The 17418-nt window shown below is 38.2% G+C and carries 19 protein-coding genes; 5 read left to right on the plus strand and 14 right to left on the minus strand.

The window, feature by feature from the left end:
• Positions 1-14 precede the first annotated feature (14 nt).
• From purT to G9371_RS02925, 4 genes are all read right to left on the minus strand, one after another.
• Positions 15-1232 (minus strand): formate-dependent phosphoribosylglycinamide formyltransferase, encoded by a 1218-nt coding sequence (purT, locus tag G9371_RS02910; protein WP_086374790.1) that lies wholly within the window; start codon positions 1230-1232, stop codon positions 15-17.
• 102 nt (positions 1233-1334) lie between these two features.
• The gene (locus G9371_RS02915; protein ID WP_029424407.1) at positions 1335-1724 is read right to left on the minus strand and encodes a tautomerase family protein; all 390 of its coding nucleotides are present in this window, start codon (positions 1722-1724) and stop codon (positions 1335-1337) included.
• A 128-nt stretch (positions 1725-1852) separates the two neighbouring features.
• Positions 1853-2194, minus strand: a complete 342-nt coding sequence (gene ygaH, locus G9371_RS02920; RefSeq protein WP_001047279.1) for an L-valine transporter subunit YgaH — start codon at positions 2192-2194, stop codon at positions 1853-1855.
• A 1-nt stretch (position 2195) separates the two neighbouring features.
• Positions 2196-2918, minus strand: coding sequence for an AzlC family ABC transporter permease (locus G9371_RS02925; RefSeq protein WP_086221392.1), 723 nt, complete (start codon positions 2916-2918; stop codon positions 2196-2198).
• A 119-nt stretch (positions 2919-3037) separates the two neighbouring features.
• Between G9371_RS02925 and G9371_RS02930 the strand changes: the two genes are divergently transcribed.
• Positions 3038-3508: a hypothetical protein gene (locus tag G9371_RS02930; RefSeq protein WP_000477056.1), complete on the plus strand. Its 471-nt coding sequence runs from the start codon at positions 3038-3040 to the stop codon at positions 3506-3508.
• A 72-nt stretch (positions 3509-3580) separates the two neighbouring features.
• Here G9371_RS02930 and G9371_RS02935 read toward each other — a convergent pair whose 3' ends face one another.
• Entirely contained in the window at positions 3581-3916 is a 336-nt protein-coding gene (locus G9371_RS02935; RefSeq protein ID WP_000736695.1) for a hypothetical protein, read from the minus strand.
• 172 nt (positions 3917-4088) lie between these two features.
• Positions 4089-4796, minus strand: coding sequence for a Crp/Fnr family transcriptional regulator (locus tag G9371_RS02940; RefSeq protein WP_000342700.1), 708 nt, complete (start codon positions 4794-4796; stop codon positions 4089-4091).
• Positions 4797-4888: 92 nt separating this feature from the next.
• Here G9371_RS02940 and G9371_RS02945 point away from each other — a divergent pair, with 92 nt between their 5' ends.
• Entirely contained in the window at positions 4889-5410 is a 522-nt protein-coding gene (locus G9371_RS02945) for a DUF962 domain-containing protein (protein WP_029424405.1), read from the plus strand.
• Positions 5411-5456: 46 nt separating this feature from the next.
• Here the strand turns inward: G9371_RS02945 and ychF are convergent, their stop codons facing one another.
• The 8 genes from ychF to G9371_RS02985 form a co-directional block, all read right to left on the minus strand.
• Positions 5457-6548: a redox-regulated ATPase YchF gene (gene ychF, locus G9371_RS02950; protein WP_000506572.1), complete on the minus strand. Its 1092-nt coding sequence runs from the start codon at positions 6546-6548 to the stop codon at positions 5457-5459.
• Positions 6549-6641: 93 nt separating this feature from the next.
• Positions 6642-7301 carry a methionine ABC transporter permease gene (locus G9371_RS02955; RefSeq protein ID WP_001153960.1) on the minus strand — a complete coding sequence of 220 codons (660 nt, stop codon included), beginning with the start codon at positions 7299-7301 and terminating at the stop codon, positions 6642-6644.
• On the minus strand, positions 7282-8358 hold the full coding sequence (locus tag G9371_RS02960; protein ID WP_086374791.1) for a methionine ABC transporter ATP-binding protein: 1077 nt from the start codon (positions 8356-8358) through the stop codon (positions 7282-7284). The genes G9371_RS02955 and G9371_RS02960 overlap by 20 nt, the downstream gene beginning before the upstream one ends.
• A gap of 5 nt (positions 8359-8363) precedes the next feature.
• Positions 8364-9197 (minus strand): MetQ/NlpA family ABC transporter substrate-binding protein, encoded by an 834-nt coding sequence (locus tag G9371_RS02965; RefSeq protein WP_029424403.1) that lies wholly within the window; start codon positions 9195-9197, stop codon positions 8364-8366.
• 13 nt (positions 9198-9210) lie between these two features.
• Positions 9211-10041 (minus strand): MetQ/NlpA family ABC transporter substrate-binding protein, encoded by an 831-nt coding sequence (locus tag G9371_RS02970; protein ID WP_000079412.1) that lies wholly within the window; start codon positions 10039-10041, stop codon positions 9211-9213.
• Between the two features lie 14 nt (positions 10042-10055).
• Positions 10056-11468, minus strand: coding sequence for an LLM class flavin-dependent oxidoreductase (locus G9371_RS02975; RefSeq protein WP_029424402.1), 1413 nt, complete (start codon positions 11466-11468; stop codon positions 10056-10058).
• Positions 11468-12691 carry an SfnB family sulfur acquisition oxidoreductase gene (locus tag G9371_RS02980; protein ID WP_002047312.1) on the minus strand — a complete coding sequence of 408 codons (1224 nt, stop codon included), beginning with the start codon at positions 12689-12691 and terminating at the stop codon, positions 11468-11470. Before G9371_RS02980 ends, G9371_RS02975 begins: the two co-directional genes overlap by 1 nt.
• A gap of 12 nt (positions 12692-12703) precedes the next feature.
• Complete coding sequence (locus G9371_RS02985) at positions 12704-13939, minus strand: SfnB family sulfur acquisition oxidoreductase (RefSeq protein WP_086221391.1); 1236 nt, start codon at positions 13937-13939, stop codon at positions 12704-12706.
• Between the two features lie 345 nt (positions 13940-14284).
• Here G9371_RS02985 and G9371_RS02990 point away from each other — a divergent pair, with 345 nt between their 5' ends.
• From G9371_RS02990 to G9371_RS03000, 3 genes are all read left to right on the plus strand, one after another.
• A complete protein-coding gene (locus G9371_RS02990) occupies positions 14285-15049 on the plus strand; it encodes a glutathione S-transferase family protein (RefSeq protein ID WP_001265503.1) in 765 nt (254 codons plus the stop codon).
• A gap of 536 nt (positions 15050-15585) precedes the next feature.
• Positions 15586-16479 (plus strand): amino acid ABC transporter substrate-binding protein, encoded by an 894-nt coding sequence (locus G9371_RS02995; protein ID WP_000830363.1) that lies wholly within the window; start codon positions 15586-15588, stop codon positions 16477-16479.
• Between the two features lie 94 nt (positions 16480-16573).
• Positions 16574-17416: an amino acid ABC transporter permease gene (locus G9371_RS03000; protein ID WP_000110649.1), complete on the plus strand. Its 843-nt coding sequence runs from the start codon at positions 16574-16576 to the stop codon at positions 17414-17416.
• Positions 17417-17418: the final 2 nt, after the last annotated feature.

The raw sequence follows: 17418 nt of genomic DNA on the forward strand, positions 1-17418 counted from the left end.
CCAATAAGTAAAAATTAAGAGTTAGTTTGAACGCTTACTTGATCAGCGGTTTCTTTCGCTAAAGTACGGGCAAGATCAGTATTTTCAGCGCGAGCAGTTGCCACACCCATACGACGACGTTTGAAACCTTCTGGTTTACCAAACAAACGTAAGTCGGTATCTGGATGAGCTAAAGCCACATTCAGATTGTTATAACTTAAATTGTTAGCATCAACTCCAGCATAAATTACCGCACTTGCGGCAACACTGTGACGTGCTGTATTTACAGGTAAGCCTAAAATTGCACGTGCATGTAATTCAAATTCACTTTGAAATTGAGATGCTAAAGTGACGAGGCCTGTATCATGTGGACGAGGTGAAACCTCACTAAACCAAACCTTGTCGCCTTTAATAAACAGTTCTACACCAAAAATACCACAGCCACCAAGTGCTGTTGTCACTTTATTTGCAATACGTTTTGCTTCTTCAAGTGCAGCAGGAGTCATTGGTTGAGGTTGCCAGCTTTCTACATAATCACCTGCATCTTGGCGGTGACCAATTGGGTCACAGTAGTGAGTTTCAATTTCACCTGTTTCAGGATTTTTAGCGCGAACGGTAAGGAGTGTAATTTCAAAGTCAAAATCAATTTGAGACTCGATAATAACAGTGCCTTGGTTAACACGGCCACCTTGCATTGCATATTCCCATGCAGCATCGACTTCATCGAAACTTTTTACACGAGACTGTCCTTTACCAGAAGAAGACATGACCGGTTTTACAAAGTTTGGATAACCAATGTCATCACAAGCAGCACGGAAGCTTTCGAGCGTATCAGCAAAACGATAAGCAGATGTAGGTAAACCAAGTTCTTCAGCCGCAAGACGGCGAATACCTTCACGGTTCATGGTCAGGTTTACAGCTTTAGCAGATGGGATGACTGTTGCAGTTTTATTTGCTTCAATTTCCAGTAAAACTTCTGTCGCAATCGCTTCAATTTCTGGAACAATTAAATTTGGTTTAACTTTTTCAATGAGTTGTTTTAATTGGGCTGGATCTGCCATGTTTAACACATAAGAAAAATGTGCTACTTGCATAGCTGGAGCATGATCATAACGGTCGGCTGCATGTACTTCTACACCAAGGCGTTGTAAGGAAATTACAACTTCTTTGCCAAGCTCTCCTGAACCTAACAATAAAACTTTAAATGCAGAAGATTGAAGTGGGGTACCGAGTGTCACGCTCATGCGAATCATCCTGACAAAATTATTTTTTTAAGCATAGCAGAACTTATGGTGGAGTTAAGCCTTATCATGCATAAAAAAAGTAATTTTGTCGGACAATTAAAAAAGTAGTTTTTAGATATTAACCTGATAGTTTAAAAGCAATTCATCTGCATTTTTACCACGGATGCCCCAGTTTTCTTTAGGTGTTTCAAAAATGGTAATTTCAATGTCCTGAGGTGCAATTTTGCATTGCTCTTCAATATTGCGAAATAAGGTTTGAATAAGTTGCTTTTTAGTGGCTGGACTGCGGCCTGCAAACATTGAAAGTTCGATGATAATGTAATGTTGGCTTCTGTCAGATGGATAAATAAAATTCTCAGGTTTAAGGCTAATGAAGCGTTGAAATCTTTTCTCGACGGGATACTTCAATTCTTCAATAAGTGCTTGATAGATCGCATGAGAGAGCAGTTCGCGATACTGAATAATGGTTCGTTCATTTGCATAAATTTTAACTTGTGACATTTTTATCTCTAATCGCTAGATGGATTTATCTTTTAATAAATTTCAAAAATGAGTTTTTATGCTAGAAGTTATTATTCTTAATCACTTCTAGCATTTATATATTATATAAGGTTGATCAGTTTATCTATTTATAAAGGTAAATAAGTATAGATAAGGCCATAAACGATTGCGGCAGTTAAAGTTGCTGGTACGATTTTCTTAAATTTAAAATAAAGACCTGCTAAAACTAAAAAACCGATAAGCATTGCTAAACTCTTATTTGGGGTTTCAAGTAAAGGTGGAAGTGTTGCAACCACAAGCATGGCGCTAATTGCAGATATACCAATACTTCCTAAAGCGATTTTTAACCAGATTGAGCCGCGTCTTTGTTGGTTGCCCTGTAGTTTTTGTATTACGAAAAATGGTCCGAAGCGTGAAGCAAAATTAGCAATACCCACAATGATGCCGACCAAAATAATTTCTAGGTTCATATTAAATTTCAACCTCATCAAATTGTTTCAGCACATAATATTTAAATAGACCTGCTAAAATGCCTGAAAGAATGCCAATAAAGATAGCCGCTGATAAGTTAATCCAATAACACGCTAAAGCTGAAACCACTAACGATACAGCAACTACAAGGCTATGCTTTCGTTCAAATGCCGCTAATAAGAAACTTAAAAATAAAGCAGGTAATAAGAAATCTAAAGCTGCTTGTAAAAACTTTGGAAGGTGTGCGACTTGATCTGCAAATAACCCGCCTAATAATGAACCACTTGCCCAAGACATCCAGCTAAATAGACTTAAGCCCAACATCCAAGACTCGGACCATTGTTGTCTGCGCTGTGAAAGTTGGATCATACCACTGGCAAAAACTTCGTCCGTTAAACCCCAAGCCCAAACGGCTGTCTTCTTTAAATTTAATTTAGTGGGAATTAAATTATAAAGAGCAGGTCCATAAAGTACATGTCGTATATCAAGTGCAATGACTGTTAAAGCGGTTAACCATATAGAAGAACCACTTGCTAAAAGTGCGACTACTAAAAATTGGCTTGCACCTGCATACATGGAACAAGAAAGAAAAAATGCTTCCCATGGGCTAAAACCAAATTGAGATGCAGAAACGCCAAAGGCAAAAGAAACTGGTAAGTAGGTGAGAACGATGGCTTGACTATCTGTGGCACCTTGCCAAAAAGTTGCTGTTTGAGCAGCCATCTGTTGTTGATTTGACACAATACACCTTGGCAGTAAACCAATTATAAAAACTTGAAAGATTGAGTATTGTAGCCGAATTTAATAGCATAGTGCCGAAATGTTTAATTCGGCAGTTTGATATGTTCAAATCAAAGACTCGTTTAGTTTATATCGCCATCTTGAGTGCGAGCGTATTTATATTGCAAGGTTGTGATAATGGCAATCAGAGCTCAGATAAAAAAGTAGAAATTAAACCAGCGCCGAAACTAACGAATGATGCGACAGTTTATGCAAAAAAGGCATGGACATTAATCAATACTGTTGATCATTTAGTCTATGAAAAACAGCTCAGTCAAATTAATGATAATGTTCGTAAACCACTACGTCAGCTCAGTACAGACTGGCGTATTAATGTAAAAATGACAGATTCGGTCACTGAAGGAAAATATGCGCTTTGCCGTAAGGCTTTAACGAGTCTAGATGTATGGGCGCGCGAAACGCTTGAAAATAATAGTTCGGTTGCTCAAAAACAGGCAGATTATGAGCGCGATAAACAGCAGTGTAAGGAAGCGATTGAAAATCCGAATTTAGGAAACACATCTCCTAAATAAAGCCTATACATATAAAAAAGCGAGATGATCAATCTCGCTTTTTTGCTTTAAACGATAATGGGTGAATGATAATTACGGTTTTGTTGCAGCTTTAGCTGTGTTGGCAGTTTTTACAGCATCTTGCTTCATTTGGTGAGTCATTTGATGTGATTCATGTTGTGCATGAGTCGCACTGGTCATTGCATCATGCTTTTGCATGGTTAAGTCTTTTTTAACTTCCTGTTTAGTTTTAGTTGCCTCTTTCTTTGCTTTTTGAGCTGTAGCTTTTCCATGTACCGCTACACATTTTCCACCTTTGTGATTTGGTCCAGTACCGCCTTGTAGTTGAGTTCCTTTTGGACATGCAAATGCCGAAACACTTAACATAGCCAATACGCCTGCTGTAAGAATTGTTGATAATTTTTTCATGTTAATCAGCGCCTTGTTGAGTATTATTGCTCAGCTTGAGTGTAAGGTGAAAAATTCTGCTTTAAAACATTTATTTTGTGGAAATAGAGTTTGAACAATGTTTTGATTTGCAGTGTTATCTAATTTTTTAATTTAATTTTAAGTTTTTATTATATAGCGGCGTTTCGTACAATTATGAATGAACTTGAGCAATTACTTTTAATTTTTCAATATCTAAAATCTCAATTTTTCTAAAAGCAATTTTAATAATATTTTGTTTTTCAAGTAGGCTCAATTCATGGTTGATCGTCTGCCTAGATGTAGTTAGCATGTTGGCTAATTGCTCTTGAGAAATCTGAATGTGATGATCTTGAATAAGAATATGGTTACCGTATCCTTCTAGAATGAACAGAAGACGTTGTGCCAGCCTTTGAGAAATACTGCGTGTTTGTATCGCAATTTGTTCTAAGAAAACGTACCTGAGTTTTTGGCTGGTTAAACGTGCAAAATAATACCAATAATATGGATGTTCTTTTAGTAGCTCATTTAATGGTTTTGCGGGAATATGCAGAACTATACTTTTTTTCAAAGCAATCGCGTCGTGTGACCGTGGCTCATGATCAATTAAAGATATTTCACCGAACCACATAATCGGCTCAGCAATTGCAGAAAGTGCTTCATTACCATTTACATCGACATAACCTAAGCTAATTGAGCCTTCAAGGACGGTATAAATACCATCAAACTCATCTTGAGCGTGGAAAACGTAGCTATTTTTCTCAAAGGTGATTTGCTTGCCATGTTCTAAAATAAACTTTTGGAATGCTTCCGGAAGCACACTAAACCATGTGTTTTCTTTTAATCGGGTAATATAAATTAGGTCCAATATTCGGTCATCCATGAAAAAATTCATTACTTTGTCAAATAGCTGACAACTTTAAATTTTCCTTATTTGTACAGTATGACTATAGTTAAGTGAATAGGGAATAACTCATGTCAAATCTGGAGCAGAAACTGAGCCAATATGCGGCTTATCATTTAAATCATCAAAATATTTTGACGCATTTTATAGGCATTCCACTCATCGTGTTTTCAATTTTATGTTTAACAGCGAGGGCAGGAATCGATATTGGTAATTTTAAAGTTACTTTAGCTATGGTACTGATTGCATTCAGTACAATCTATTATTTATTTCTAGATAAAGTTTTTGGTTTACTCATGCTCATGATATTGGTGGCTGTGTATCCATTAGCGAGCCAAATTGCCGAGCTTTCTTTAGGACAATGGTTGGCTGCAAGTATTGGTTTCTTTGTGGTGGGATGGGCTTTTCAGTTTGTGGGGCATTATTTTGAAAAGAAAAAACCTGCTTTTGTTGATGATGTGATTGGACTCGCGATAGGACCACTATTTGTATTGGCAGAATTTATATTTATGTTAGGCTTTAGAAAGCCTTTGCATGAGCGAATTTTACACGAGGCGCGCAGTAAACGAGAGATGATGGATTTAAGCCATTAAATATAAAAAAGCCCCAATCTAGTGGGGCTTTTTTTTAAGCTTTAACTTAAACGTTAAAACGGAAGTGCATTACATCGCCGTCTTGAACAACGTAAGTTTTACCTTCTAAACGCCATTTACCTGCTTCTTTAGCGCCGTTTTCACCGTTGTATTGTACGAAGTCATCATATGCAACAACTTCAGCACGGATAAAGCCTTTTTCGAAATCAGTATGAATAACACCAGCTGCTTGAGGAGCCGTTGCACCAACTTTTACTGTCCATGCACGAACTTCTTGTACACCAGCAGTGAAATAAGTTTGTAAACCTAAAAGTTTATAGCCTGCACGAATAACTACGTTTAAGCCCGGTTCTTCCATGCCCATTGCTTCTAGGAACTCAGCACGATCTTCATCTTCTAATAATGAAATTTCAGCTTCGATTTGGTTGCAAAGCGGCACAACAATTGCGTTTTCTTCGGCAGCAAGTTTTTTAACAGCTTCTAAATGTGGGTTGTTTTCAAAACCGTCTTCTGCAACGTTTGCAATGTACATGGTTGGTTTCAAAGTCATTAAACCAAAACCACGGATTAATTTGCGTTCGTCATCAGACAAATCAGCCGCGCGAGCTGGTTTACCTTCGTCAAGTAATGGTTGGATTTTTTCTAAAACTGCTTTAGTCGCTACAGCTTCTTTGTCACCGCCTTTAGCAACTTTAGTTAAACGTAAAATTGCTTTAGCAACAGTCTCAAGGTCTGCAAGTGCAAGTTCAGTATTGATAGTTGCAATGTCATCTAATGGATCAATTTTACCATTTACGTGGATGACGTTTTCGTCTTCGAAACAACGCACCACATGAGCGATTGCATCAGTTTCACGAATGTTAGCAAGGAACTGGTTACCCAAACCTTCACCTTTTGATGCACCAGCAACAAGACCTGCAATATCCACAAATTCCATAGTGGTTGGTAAAACACGCTGAGGGTTAACAATCGCAGCAAGTTTATCTAAACGTGGATCTGGAACAGGAACAATACCTGTGTTTGGCTCAATGGTACAGAACGGGAAGTTTTCCGCTGCAATCGCTGCTTTAGTTAATGCATTGAAAAGGGTAGATTTCCCTACATTTGGCAGACCAACAATACCGCAATTAAAACCCATGAAAACCACTCACAAATGTGTAAATTAAAAATTGTGGCTGATTTTACATGAAAGCCATGACAAAGTCATGGCTAGAGCAGGGTTCTGTTGTGTTTAAACTTTACGTTTATCGAGTTGCTGGGCTAATGCATCACCAGTCGCTTGTACTAACATGACTAAAACAATCAATACTAAAATAACAGCCAACATAATTTGCATATCAAAACGTTGATAACCATATCGATAAGCAATGTCTCCTAAGCCACCTGCACCAATAGCACCAGCAATCGCAGATGAGTTAATCATTGTCACAATAGTCACTGTAAAGCCTGCCACAATACCTGGCAAAGCCTCTGGTAAAAGTACGTGCCAGATAATTTGTTTGCGGTTACAACCCATGGCTTGTGCAGCTTCAATTAAGCCTTGATCGACTTCACGTAAGCTGACTTCTGCAATACGGGCAAAAAACGGAATGGCCGCAATCGTTAAGGGAACAACAGCCGCCCATACGCCGTAACTCGTGCCGACAATCCAGCGAGTCAGTGGAATAAGTGCTACCATTAAAATAAGAAAAGGTACTGAGCGAGTGATATTGATGACCCACCCCAAAGCCTGATTAATCTTTTGTGATGGGTGAATGCCATGTTCAGAAGTGCTGACTAAAATAACAGCGATAGGTAAGCCAATTAAAAAGGCAATGAACGCAGATGCGCCTACCATGAGCAAGGTATCTACAGTTCCAGTAATTAATAAATCAATGAGCTGGTCTTGCATAGCCAAGTACCTCAAATTGTGCAATTGCTGTTAATGCATCTTGTTGTATAGATGAAAGATCAATTTCTACGTTAGGAATACCGACTAAAAGTGAGCCAATAATGTGCCCTTGAATGGTATCGACCTGACTTTGGTATAAATTGACGGGTGCTTTGAATTTGGCAAGTAGTTCTTGGATATCTGGAACCTGATGTGCTTCAGCCTCATATTTCAGTTTTACAATAATATGCGTCGAATCTTCATCGGGTAGAGGGTTGATTTTAAAAGGCAGAGTGATCTGCTCAAGGTTTAACAGTTCTTGAGTAATTTGTTGTTCTGGTCGTGAAAACACCGACCAAACTTGCCCAGCCTCTACAATCTCGCCTTGGTCAATCACCACGACTTGATCACAAATTTCTCGAATCACTTGCATTTCATGAGTAATTAATACAATGGTGAGACCCAGCTCCTGATTAATCTTTTTAAGCAAAGCCAAAATAGTGGCAGTACTTTCAGGATCAAGTGCCGAGGTTGCCTCGTCACACAGTAAAATTTCTGGATGGTGAACAAGTGCGCGTGCAATACCAACACGTTGCTTTTGTCCGCCAGAAAGTTGTGATGGATAATAGTTAGATTTATCTGCAAGACCTACGAGAGCCAGAACTTCATTTACGCGTTGGTCGATATCTGCTTTGTTGTAATTGGAAACTTTTAAGGGCAATGCCACGTTTTCCCAAACTGTTTTTGCAGACATTAAATTGAAATGTTGAAAAATCATTCCAATCCGTTGACGGGTTTGAATAAGCTCGGAATGGCTCAATTCAGCAATGTTTTGTTGATGAATATGAATGCTGCCAGTATTTACTTGTTCTAAACCATTTAATGTACGAAGTAAGGAAGATTTTCCTGCACCACTTTTACCAATAATGCCTAAAATCTTACCTTGAGGAATATCAAGGTTAATCTCTTTTAAAGCGTGCAGTTTTTGACCTTGAGATTGGTAAAACTTATTTAAATCACGAATTTTGATATGGGGTAGAGAAAAATCAACTTGTGATCCAAAACTCACCATCGTCATTCTCCTTATTTCCAGCCTTGAAACCACATACCTTTACCAAAGTCTTTATCCAGAATGTCTTGTGCTTGTTTTGAGTCCTGGAATGCTTTAACAAAGGTTGCAAGTTTTTGGTTTTTGTCTTGGTAATCGCGACGGGTCACAAACAAAATTGCATATTTTTTATCGATTGGATCTAAAAATAATGCGCTATGTGGGTCGGTTACCTTTGCCATTTTTAAGTAGTGAGGGAAGCCGAAAATTAAATCGACATCATTATATGCATGTGCGGTTTGAGGGCCTTCAACTTCAACGAAGCTCAGCTGTTTAGGATTAGCTATAATGTCTTGGGTTGTTGAAAGCTCATTATTTATATCTTTAAGCTGAATTAAACCTGCACGGTGCAATAAAATTAAAGCACGGGCTAAATTAACCGGATCATTTGGAATAGCTACACGTGCATTTGAAGGCAACTCTTCAAGTGATTTATATTTTTTTGAATATAAACCCACATGACTTCCTGAACCCACACCAAATGCATGTAAGTCATAACCCGTTTCTTTAACAGCATTACGTAGAAATACGCTTTGCTGGAAAAAGTTTGCATCAATATCACCGTTTTGTACGGCAACATTGGGTGCTCGCCAATCAGAAAATTCAACGAGTTTGACATGAACGCCTTGCTTTTCTACTTCATTGGCAACGCTTTGTAATAGCTCAGCATAAGGCGGGCTAATGCCAATCGTTAAAACATCATCGGCTTGTTTATTTTTAATATAACGGTAACCGACAAGGCCCAGAACTACGATTAAAATCGTAATTCCGAGTAACCAAGGCTTATGCTGTTTGAACTGAATCGCCATAATCTTTCCGTTATTACTTCCAGCCAGGGAACCAAAGTTTTGGCCCAATTTCAGCGTCTAACACAGCTTTAACTTTTGGCGAGTTTTGATAGATCTCAACAAATTTCTTTAATTTGTCGCCCTTATCCTCATAGTCATCACGCACTACAAACAAAATGGCATAACGTTTATTGGTATTGTCATCCAGTAAAAGCGCACTATTAGGGTCTGCTGTTTTTGCTAAGCGCAAGTAATGTGGATAGCCAAAAGCCAAGTCAACATCATCAATTGCACGAGCAGTCTGTGGTCCTTCAACCTCTATAAATTGCAAATTTTTAGGGTTTGAAACAACATCTTTGAGTGCAGATAAGTGATTATTTGAATCTTTAAGCGTAATTAACTTAGCTTGTTGTAAAAGAAGTAGGGCACGGCCTTGGTTCACCGGATCATTTGGAATGACTACGCGTGCGTTTTGTGGCAATTCATCAAGACTTTTATATTTCTTTGAATACAGCCCCACATGTGAGGCTGCACCTACTGCAAATGCCTTTAACTTAAAGCCAGTTTCTTTAATTGCATTGTCTAAGAAGGGTTGATGCTGGAAAAAGTTCGCATCAATATCCCCATGATTTAAGGTAATGTTTGGGGTATTCCAGTCAGAAAATTCGACAAGTTTTACATTTAAACCTTGTTTCTTTGCTTCATCGGCAGCAGCTTGTAAAGGTTTTGCAAATGGTGGACTAATACCAATCACAAGTTCATTTGAGCCACTTTGTCGATGTTTATTCCATAAGAACAAAGCAACAAAAAGGACTACAACGACTAAGCCTATGCCTAGCCATTTTTTAGAGGCTGTTTGAGCCATGTCTATCTCCAAATTTAAGCGGTTATTTCTTCAATTTTTGTTAAGTTTTTGCTGTTGTTATAGGGACTACATCGGAACGCTTGAACAGGGTGCTGTTCTGGTAAGTGATCACCCCGATTAAAAATTTTGTTCCGTAGTGAACCCGTTTTATATGCAGTTTTATAGCGACCACGTTGTTGTAGCTCAGGAATGACCAAGCGTATAAAGTCGTGGTGAGACTCAGGTGCAACTGTACGTGTCAAATTAAAGCCATCAATATCAGTCTCATCTAAAAGATGAATTAAGTATTCAGCAGCTTCTTCGCCACTACCCACGATAAGGGGATAGCGACCGCCTAAAACATGTTGAGCTTTTAAGTCATTTTTTGTGATTTGCTGTTCTTTAAACTTTTCGGTAATCGAAACAATACTGTTACTTTTTTGGTAAGGAATCGCTTCATCGTCAGCAAACTTACTTAAGTCAATGCCTGTTGAACTCGCATAATGCGCTAAGCCTGCTTCAGGGCTCGCATACTGACGATATTCATTAAGTTTTTGTACAGCGAGATCATGTGTTTCGGCAACAACAACAGTTATGCCGACAAACACTTTAATATCATTCGCTGAGCGTCCTTGCTGTTCGGCAAGAGTACGAATCTTTTTCACTTGTTCGCGTATCTTTTCGGGTTTGTCACCGCCAATAAATACACATTCAGCATGACGTGTTGCAAACTGCATACCTTTAGGTGAAGCACCTGCTTGAAATAGGGTTGGAGTGCGTTGTACAGAAGGAGATACCTGAAACACGCCTTCACTCTGGTAATACTTTCCATGGTGGTGAATGGTATGCACCTTAGATGGATCTGTAAAAACACGCCGTGTTTTATCTTTTTTAACTGCGTCGTTTTCCCAAGAACCTTCCCAATATTTATAGCAAAGTTCTAAAAACTCTTCGGCTTGCTCATAGCGGGCATCGTGGTCTTTTAAACCTTTTTGACCAATTAAGCGTTCGGCACTATCTAGATAACCCGTCACGATATTCCAGCCAATACGACCTTGAGTTAAATGGTCGAGACTCGCAAAGCGGCGAGCAAATTGATATGGATGCTCATAGCTTAAGTTCACAGTGACCCCAAAACTTAAGTTTTGAGTGACTGTCGCCATTGCTGAAATGAGTGTAGACGGGTCATGGCTCGGAAGCTGAATGGACTCTTTTAAAGTCAGATCTATACCGTTTTGATAGACGTCGTACACACCTGTAATATCAGCGATAAACAAACCATCAAATAAACCATTTTCTAAAGTTTTGGCCTGTTCTGTCCAATAGCTCAATTCGTTAAAACGGTGTGATTCATCACGTGGATGTGTCCACAAGCCATGATTAATATGACCAACACAGTTCATGTCAAAGGCATTTAATAAAATCTCTTTTGCTTTGAAATCTGCCATTACAATGTCCCCCGACGAGGTGGTAGAACACCGTTAAGAACGTAGTTCCCAATAAAGTAATATTTCCATCGTGCAGCATCATGTAAGGTATGTACTCGCGCATTACGCCAGAAACGGTCTAGGCCATCTTGAGACTGACTACCACGGCTACCAGCAAGTTCAATCAGCTTAGACGATGCTTTGAGTGCGATATCGCTACTATGAGCACGCACTTTTGCAACATCGATGGATGCTTTAGCAATGCTTTCAGGTGTGGTTTCAATTTTTGCGGCATCAATTGATTGAGCTGCCTGTTTTAATAGGACTTCACTAGCTCGTACATCTACCGCAATGCGTCCTAATTCATAAATCGTTAAAGGATCTTGGTTGGCTGTTTCTACATTTGAATCAATCCATGGGCGAGCTTGATGCACTCTTTGCAAGCTTTCTTCAAAGGCTGCACGTGCAATGCCTACCTCAATCGATGCATGCATGATTTGGGCAAAAGGTCCGACTAAGGTTGGTCGTAAAAATGCTGTATCAAAAGGAATAACATCATCTGCATCGACAAAAACCTGATCAAACTTAACTGTGCCGCTGCCTGTAGTTTTTTGTCCAAATCCAGACCAGTCATCAACAAGTTTTAATCCTTGTGAACCACTTTTTACAAAGGCTAAATACTCTCGACCTGCATCATCTAAAACTAAGGTTGGAATACGGTGAGCAAATAAACTTCCTGTGCAGTAAAACTTTTCACCCTGAATGAGATATCCATTTTCATGCGGACGAATGTTAGTTTGTTTATGGGTTGAAGTTTTAGTTTTAAACTCAGCAAGTGCATTACCAAAGCGGGTGCCATTTAACACTTCGCCGTATAAACGTTGTTTCTGAGTTTCTGTACCTGTATTGCGTAACACTTCTAATGCATAGAAGTGGTTTTGTGGAATTTGCCCGATTGAACCATCTGCACCGCTTAAAAGTGCAATCACTTTAGCAACAGTATGACTTGAAACTTCGGCACCGCCATATTGCTTTGGCACTGTAATTGCCCAAAGTCCAGACTGGCTCAAAGCATCAATTTCGGTATACGGTAAAATTCGTTTAGCGTCTCGCTCAACTGCGGTTTTTTTAAATTGTTCGGCAAATTGTTCGGCAATTTCTAATGCTTCAGCATCATTTTGAATAATATGTGCTTGGCCTGATGCCGATGTTTGTTTGGTTTGAACCGATTGATATGAAGTCATGACAATTGCTCCTTAAATCCAGGCATGGCGGGCAGGGAAATGACCATTAAGGTAATAATTGCCAATGGCATGTAATTTCCAGCGAACAGGGTCGTGTAAGGTATGTACACGGGCATTTCGCCAATGTTGATCTAAATTGTGTTGGCTTAAGCTTGAACGGCTACCACCTAGCTCTAGTAGTTTTTCAGAGATCTGTAGAGCCGCATCATTGGCATAGACTTTTGCTTCTGCGACCAAAATTGAAGCTTTTGCTACTTGTTCGTCAGTCACCGTTTGAAGTTGATCAAGTTCATCTAAATATTCAGCAGCTTCATCAAGCAGTAAAATTGCCGCATCGAGTAAAATATTTAATTTACCCACTTCTTGTAGGGTGTAATGTTCAAAGCTGGCTTTTTCAACATTTGCATCAATAATTGGGCGCGCTTTGTGTATGGTCGATAAAGTATCTTCAAAAGCAGCTTCCGCAATACCGACATCAATTGCCACTTGTAATAACTGCGAATACGCACCGCGACAGGTTGGAACTTGTGTTAATAATCGCTCATCAAAAATAAGTTCAGGATTAACTTCAACTTGATTTAATTTAACTGTACCACTCGCTGTAGTACGTTGACCAAACCCATTCCAGTCATTAATAACTTCAATGCCTTGAGCATCTCGGTTAACAATCACTAAAACGACATGGCCTTCTGGATGAATCGCTTTAATTGCGAGCCAATGCGCAAAACTTGTTCCCGTCGAATAAAACTTTTCGCCGTTTAAAAAATATTTGCCGTTTTCAATAGTAAGCGTGGTTTTTAAGGTTTTTGAGTCATGGGTATTTCGTTCGGGACCGCCGTTGGCAAGACGTTTACCGGCTAATATTTCTGAAAAGATAAATTGTTTTTGTTGTTCTGTACCCATGATTTCAATCAGGTTTAACAGGCTAATCTGATTTTGTGGAATCTGACCAACATTTGCATCACCTTTACTTAAAATACGGAAAACTTGTGCCAGTGTTTTATTGGAAACGAAAGCACCGCCGTATTTTTTTGCAATACGAATTCCGCCTAAGCCTTTTTGGCTAAAGCTTTCGATTTGCTCATGCGGTAATAAGCGTTGTTGATCACGTGTATTACGACCCTCTAAAGCAAAATCAGCCACTTGATAAGCAGCATTAATTGCTTGTTGATCATTTTGAATGACTTGGACGTATGCCGTCGTTTTAGATAGAGAATTAGACATAATGACACCTTGTATTACTGTCATTACCTTACAAAAGAAATATTTTTCCACTAAACGAGGACTTATGCTCAGCTTATGAATAAAAATGCAAAGCACTTTTTTTGATTTTTAATATATAAATAGAGATATAGAAATATATTAAAAATCAATAAATTATAATTTTTATTTGTAAAATGAATAACTAAAAGGACTTTAATATGAAAAACAGCTATAAGTACGGTAAAAAAAGATATAAAAAATATAGACCTAACTGTCAGTGAAAAATGAGCACAATATCCATTGTTTTCATTAAAAATAGCTTCTAAAGTATCTACTTACCGAAGACGATTTTTGTACGAATAGTCAAATAAAAATAAACGTGGAGATTTTATGCGGGTTTTGTATCAGTTTCCTTTGTCTCATTATTGTGAAAAAGCTCGCTGGTTGTTAGACCATAAAGAACTTGATTACGTTGCACATAATTTGATTCCTGGATTTCACCGTGCTTTTGCACAACTTAAAACAGGTCAAAATTTGTTGCCGATTTTAAAAGATGACCATCGCTGGATTGCTGAGTCGACTAAAATTGCGCTTTATCTGGATGATACTTATCCGGAACATGCACTTTTACGCCGTGATGAACAACTTAGACAGCAAACTCTTAAAATTGATAGTTTGGCAGATGAACTTGGGGTGCATGTACGTCGTTGGGCACTTGCTCATACTTTAGCTCAAGGAGATCATGCTCTAGAGATTATGATGGGTGAACAAGGCTACTTACGACAGTTTGAGAAAATATCAAAACCGTTTCTCAAGACTCTAGTCAAGAAGAATTATAAGCTTGAAGAAGAGCTCGTAAGTCAGTCAAAAGGACGCATGGATGAACTCATTAATGAGTTAAACCATTATTTAATTGAAAACCAAGCACGTTATATGGTTGGTGACCGCTTAAGCCTCGCTGATATTTCAGTATGTTCTATGCTTGCACCTTTATTAGAAATAAAAGGTACACCATGGGAAAGGGAAGAAGATGGGGAAGTATCGCCCGATTGGAGTAATTATCAGAAATATTTACTTGATTTGCCGCTTGGACAGTACGTTTTAAGAATATATCAAACTGAACGTAATGCACGGGTTGACTGGCGAGGAATTTAAATTTTAGTTTTTAAAAAGCTCCGATAAAATCGGGGCTTTTTTATTTTTTAACTTTAAAGATACTTAAAAAATATTACTATCAATTTTATAAATGATTTTTAATAAAACATTTATGTATATTATTTTGATGCTTAATTTAATATTTATTACTGTTTATTCAACTTAAGTATAAGCTACTAATAAATTTGATCTTTTATTTTTGGGATAAAAGTTACTTTTGCTAAAAACAGTTTTTAGAAAAATTTAAGCCACTTTATTGTGCATGTGTTTACATTGTAATCAATAATTGCCACATTTAAGTGTAAATAGATGAGCTTAATAATAGACAGAAGATTAAAACATAGATTAAAGTAGAAACATGTGAGCAGTTTTAAAGGTATTAATTCTGCGAAACAGATAAATAATAAGTGAAGCAAATGGACGTGTCCTACTTGGAAAAGTTGGCTCGATAATTGCAATTTAATAATAAATCACTCTATTTCTCTATATGAATGATTCTGTAGACAAATAGAGGGAATGATCATCAAGGAGTTCTTATGAAACGTTCTGCAACCTCTCTCATTGTTTCAACAGTTATGCTTTGTACGGTTGGTGCTACTTCTCAAATTCAGGCAGCAGATACATTAGCTAAAATTAAAAGTACTGGGAAAATCGTTATTGGCCACCGAGAATCGTCTGACCCGATTTCATATGTTGTTGCAGGTAAACCAGTAGGTTATGCAGTCGACATTTGTAACCAGTTTGCAAATGATATTAAAAAAGAATTGAAAATGCCTGGTTTAAAAGTTGAATACAAGGCAGTAACCTCATCAACACGTATTCCTGAGCTTTTAGCGGGCAATATTGATATGGAATGTGGTACCACCACAAATTCTAAACAGCGTCAGCAACAAGTAGGTTTCTCAACTAACTACTATGCAACAGAAGTACGCATGGCTGTTAAAGCAAACTCTGGTATTAAAAGTTTGGCAGACTTAAATGGTAAAGCAGTTGTTACTACTCAAGGTACTACATCTGACAAGTACATTAAGATGAATGAAAAAGGCCAAGCAATTAATGTACAAAATATTTATGGTAAAGACCATGCTGACTCTTTTGCCATGATGGCATCTGGACGCGCTGCTGCATTTGTAATGGATGATAATATTTTAGCAGGCTTAATTGCTAAGTCTTCTACACCTAAAGCATTTGCAATTGTTGGTCCAGTACTTTCATCAGAACCTTATGGCATTATGATTGCAAAAGATGATCCAAAATTTAAAGCAATTGCTGACCGTACTGTAAATAACTTATGGAAAACTGGTCAAATGGACGCTTTATATAAAAAATGGTTCTTATCGCCAATTCCACCGAAAAATACTAATTTGAACATGCAACAAAGTTCATCTTATAAAAAACTCAAAGCTCATCCAACAGATGCAGGAATCTAACTGGATCTTTTTGTCCTAAATTTACTTGTGCAGGTGTAAAAATTCATTTGCACAAGTGGTCTATTTTCTAAAGATATTAATTTAAGGGGCAAACATGTCAGTCGGCTCACTAAACTGGACTATATTCTGTGCGGAGTCTAATGAATATGGTGTCGATAAAGCCGCATGGGCAGAATCAGTTTGTAAGGTTATTGGTAGTTCTAGCTACAATGCCTATGCTGAGGCGCCCACATGGTTACAAATGTTAGGTTCTGGTGTCTTTACTATGGTTTGGACTGCCATTGTAGCCTTTCTTATCGCATTTTTATTAGGTTCTCTCCTCGGGGTAATTCGTACTTTACCCAATAAACCACTTGCTTTTATCGGCAACTGCTATGTCGAAATATTCCGTAATATTCCATTAATTGTACAGTTATTCTTCTGGGCTTTTGTTTTTCCGGAGTTCTTACCGGACAGTTTAAGTGCAGGAAGTGGAGATGTTGTAGCAGGGGGATGGTGGAAAAACATTTTAAATCAACAACCCGCTGTTATCGGTGTTTTTGCTTTAGGCCTTTATACTGCGGCGCGTGTTTCGGAGCATGTCAGAGCCGGAATTAACACGGTATCTCGTGGTCAAAAGTTTGCGGCATCGGCTATGGGATTTACCACTGCTCAAAGTTATCGTTATGTGATTTTGCCAGTTGCATACCGTACGGTATGGCCAACGATTACGTCAGAAGCAATGAACGTCTTTAAAAACTCGGCAGTTTTATATGCCTTAAGTGTTTTAAATTTCTTTGCTTATACCAAAACCATGCGTGAAGAGACTTCACAGGACATTATCATTCTTATTCTGTCTACACCTGTCTATTTAATCATTACATACACCATTAAATTTATAATGGCATGGATTGAAAAACGCATGGCTGTACCAGGTTTAGGCTCGGGAGGAAAATAATT

It is taken from the genome of Acinetobacter sp. EKM10A (assembly GCF_011075215.1).
In the GTDB taxonomy this organism is placed as follows: domain Bacteria; phylum Pseudomonadota; class Gammaproteobacteria; order Pseudomonadales; family Moraxellaceae; genus Acinetobacter; species Acinetobacter baumannii.

Bases quoted from the DNA above. Each gene is read 5' to 3' on its own strand.
- G9371_RS02915 (WP_029424407.1), bottom strand. From the start codon at position 1,724: ATGTCACAAGTTAAAATTTATGCAAATGAACGAACCATTATTCAGTAT.
- G9371_RS02955 (WP_001153960.1), bottom strand. From the start codon at position 7,301: ATGCAAGACCAGCTCATTGATTTATTAATTACTGGAACTGTAGATACC.
- G9371_RS02975 (WP_029424402.1), bottom strand. From the start codon at position 11,468: ATGGCAGATTTCAAAGCAAAAGAGATTTTATTAAATGCCTTTGACATG.
- G9371_RS02970 (WP_000079412.1), bottom strand. From the start codon at position 10,041: ATGGCTCAAACAGCCTCTAAAAAATGGCTAGGCATAGGCTTAGTCGTT.
- G9371_RS02945 (WP_029424405.1), top strand. From the start codon at position 4,889: ATGTCAAATCTGGAGCAGAAACTGAGCCAATATGCGGCTTATCATTTA.
- purT (WP_086374790.1), bottom strand. From the start codon at position 1,232: ATGATTCGCATGAGCGTGACACTCGGTACCCCACTTCAATCTTCTGCA.
- G9371_RS03000 (WP_000110649.1), top strand. From the start codon at position 16,574: ATGTCAGTCGGCTCACTAAACTGGACTATATTCTGTGCGGAGTCTAAT.
- G9371_RS02960 (WP_086374791.1), bottom strand. From the start codon at position 8,358: ATGACGATGGTGAGTTTTGGATCACAAGTTGATTTTTCTCTACCCCAT.
- G9371_RS02925 (WP_086221392.1), bottom strand. From the start codon at position 2,918: ATGGCTGCTCAAACAGCAACTTTTTGGCAAGGTGCCACAGATAGTCAA.
- G9371_RS02935 (WP_000736695.1), bottom strand. From the start codon at position 3,916: ATGAAAAAATTATCAACAATTCTTACAGCAGGCGTATTGGCTATGTTA.
- G9371_RS02980 (WP_002047312.1), bottom strand. From the start codon at position 12,691: ATGACTTCATATCAATCGGTTCAAACCAAACAAACATCGGCATCAGGC.
- ygaH (WP_001047279.1), bottom strand. From the start codon at position 2,194: ATGAACCTAGAAATTATTTTGGTCGGCATCATTGTGGGTATTGCTAAT.
- G9371_RS02965 (WP_029424403.1), bottom strand. From the start codon at position 9,197: ATGGCGATTCAGTTCAAACAGCATAAGCCTTGGTTACTCGGAATTACG.
- ychF (WP_000506572.1), bottom strand. From the start codon at position 6,548: ATGGGTTTTAATTGCGGTATTGTTGGTCTGCCAAATGTAGGGAAATCT.
- G9371_RS02995 (WP_000830363.1), top strand. From the start codon at position 15,586: ATGAAACGTTCTGCAACCTCTCTCATTGTTTCAACAGTTATGCTTTGT.
- G9371_RS02990 (WP_001265503.1), top strand. From the start codon at position 14,285: ATGCGGGTTTTGTATCAGTTTCCTTTGTCTCATTATTGTGAAAAAGCT.
- G9371_RS02930 (WP_000477056.1), top strand. From the start codon at position 3,038: ATGTTCAAATCAAAGACTCGTTTAGTTTATATCGCCATCTTGAGTGCG.
- G9371_RS02940 (WP_000342700.1), bottom strand. From the start codon at position 4,796: ATGGATGACCGAATATTGGACCTAATTTATATTACCCGATTAAAAGAA.
- G9371_RS02985 (WP_086221391.1), bottom strand. From the start codon at position 13,939: ATGACAGTAATACAAGGTGTCATTATGTCTAATTCTCTATCTAAAACG.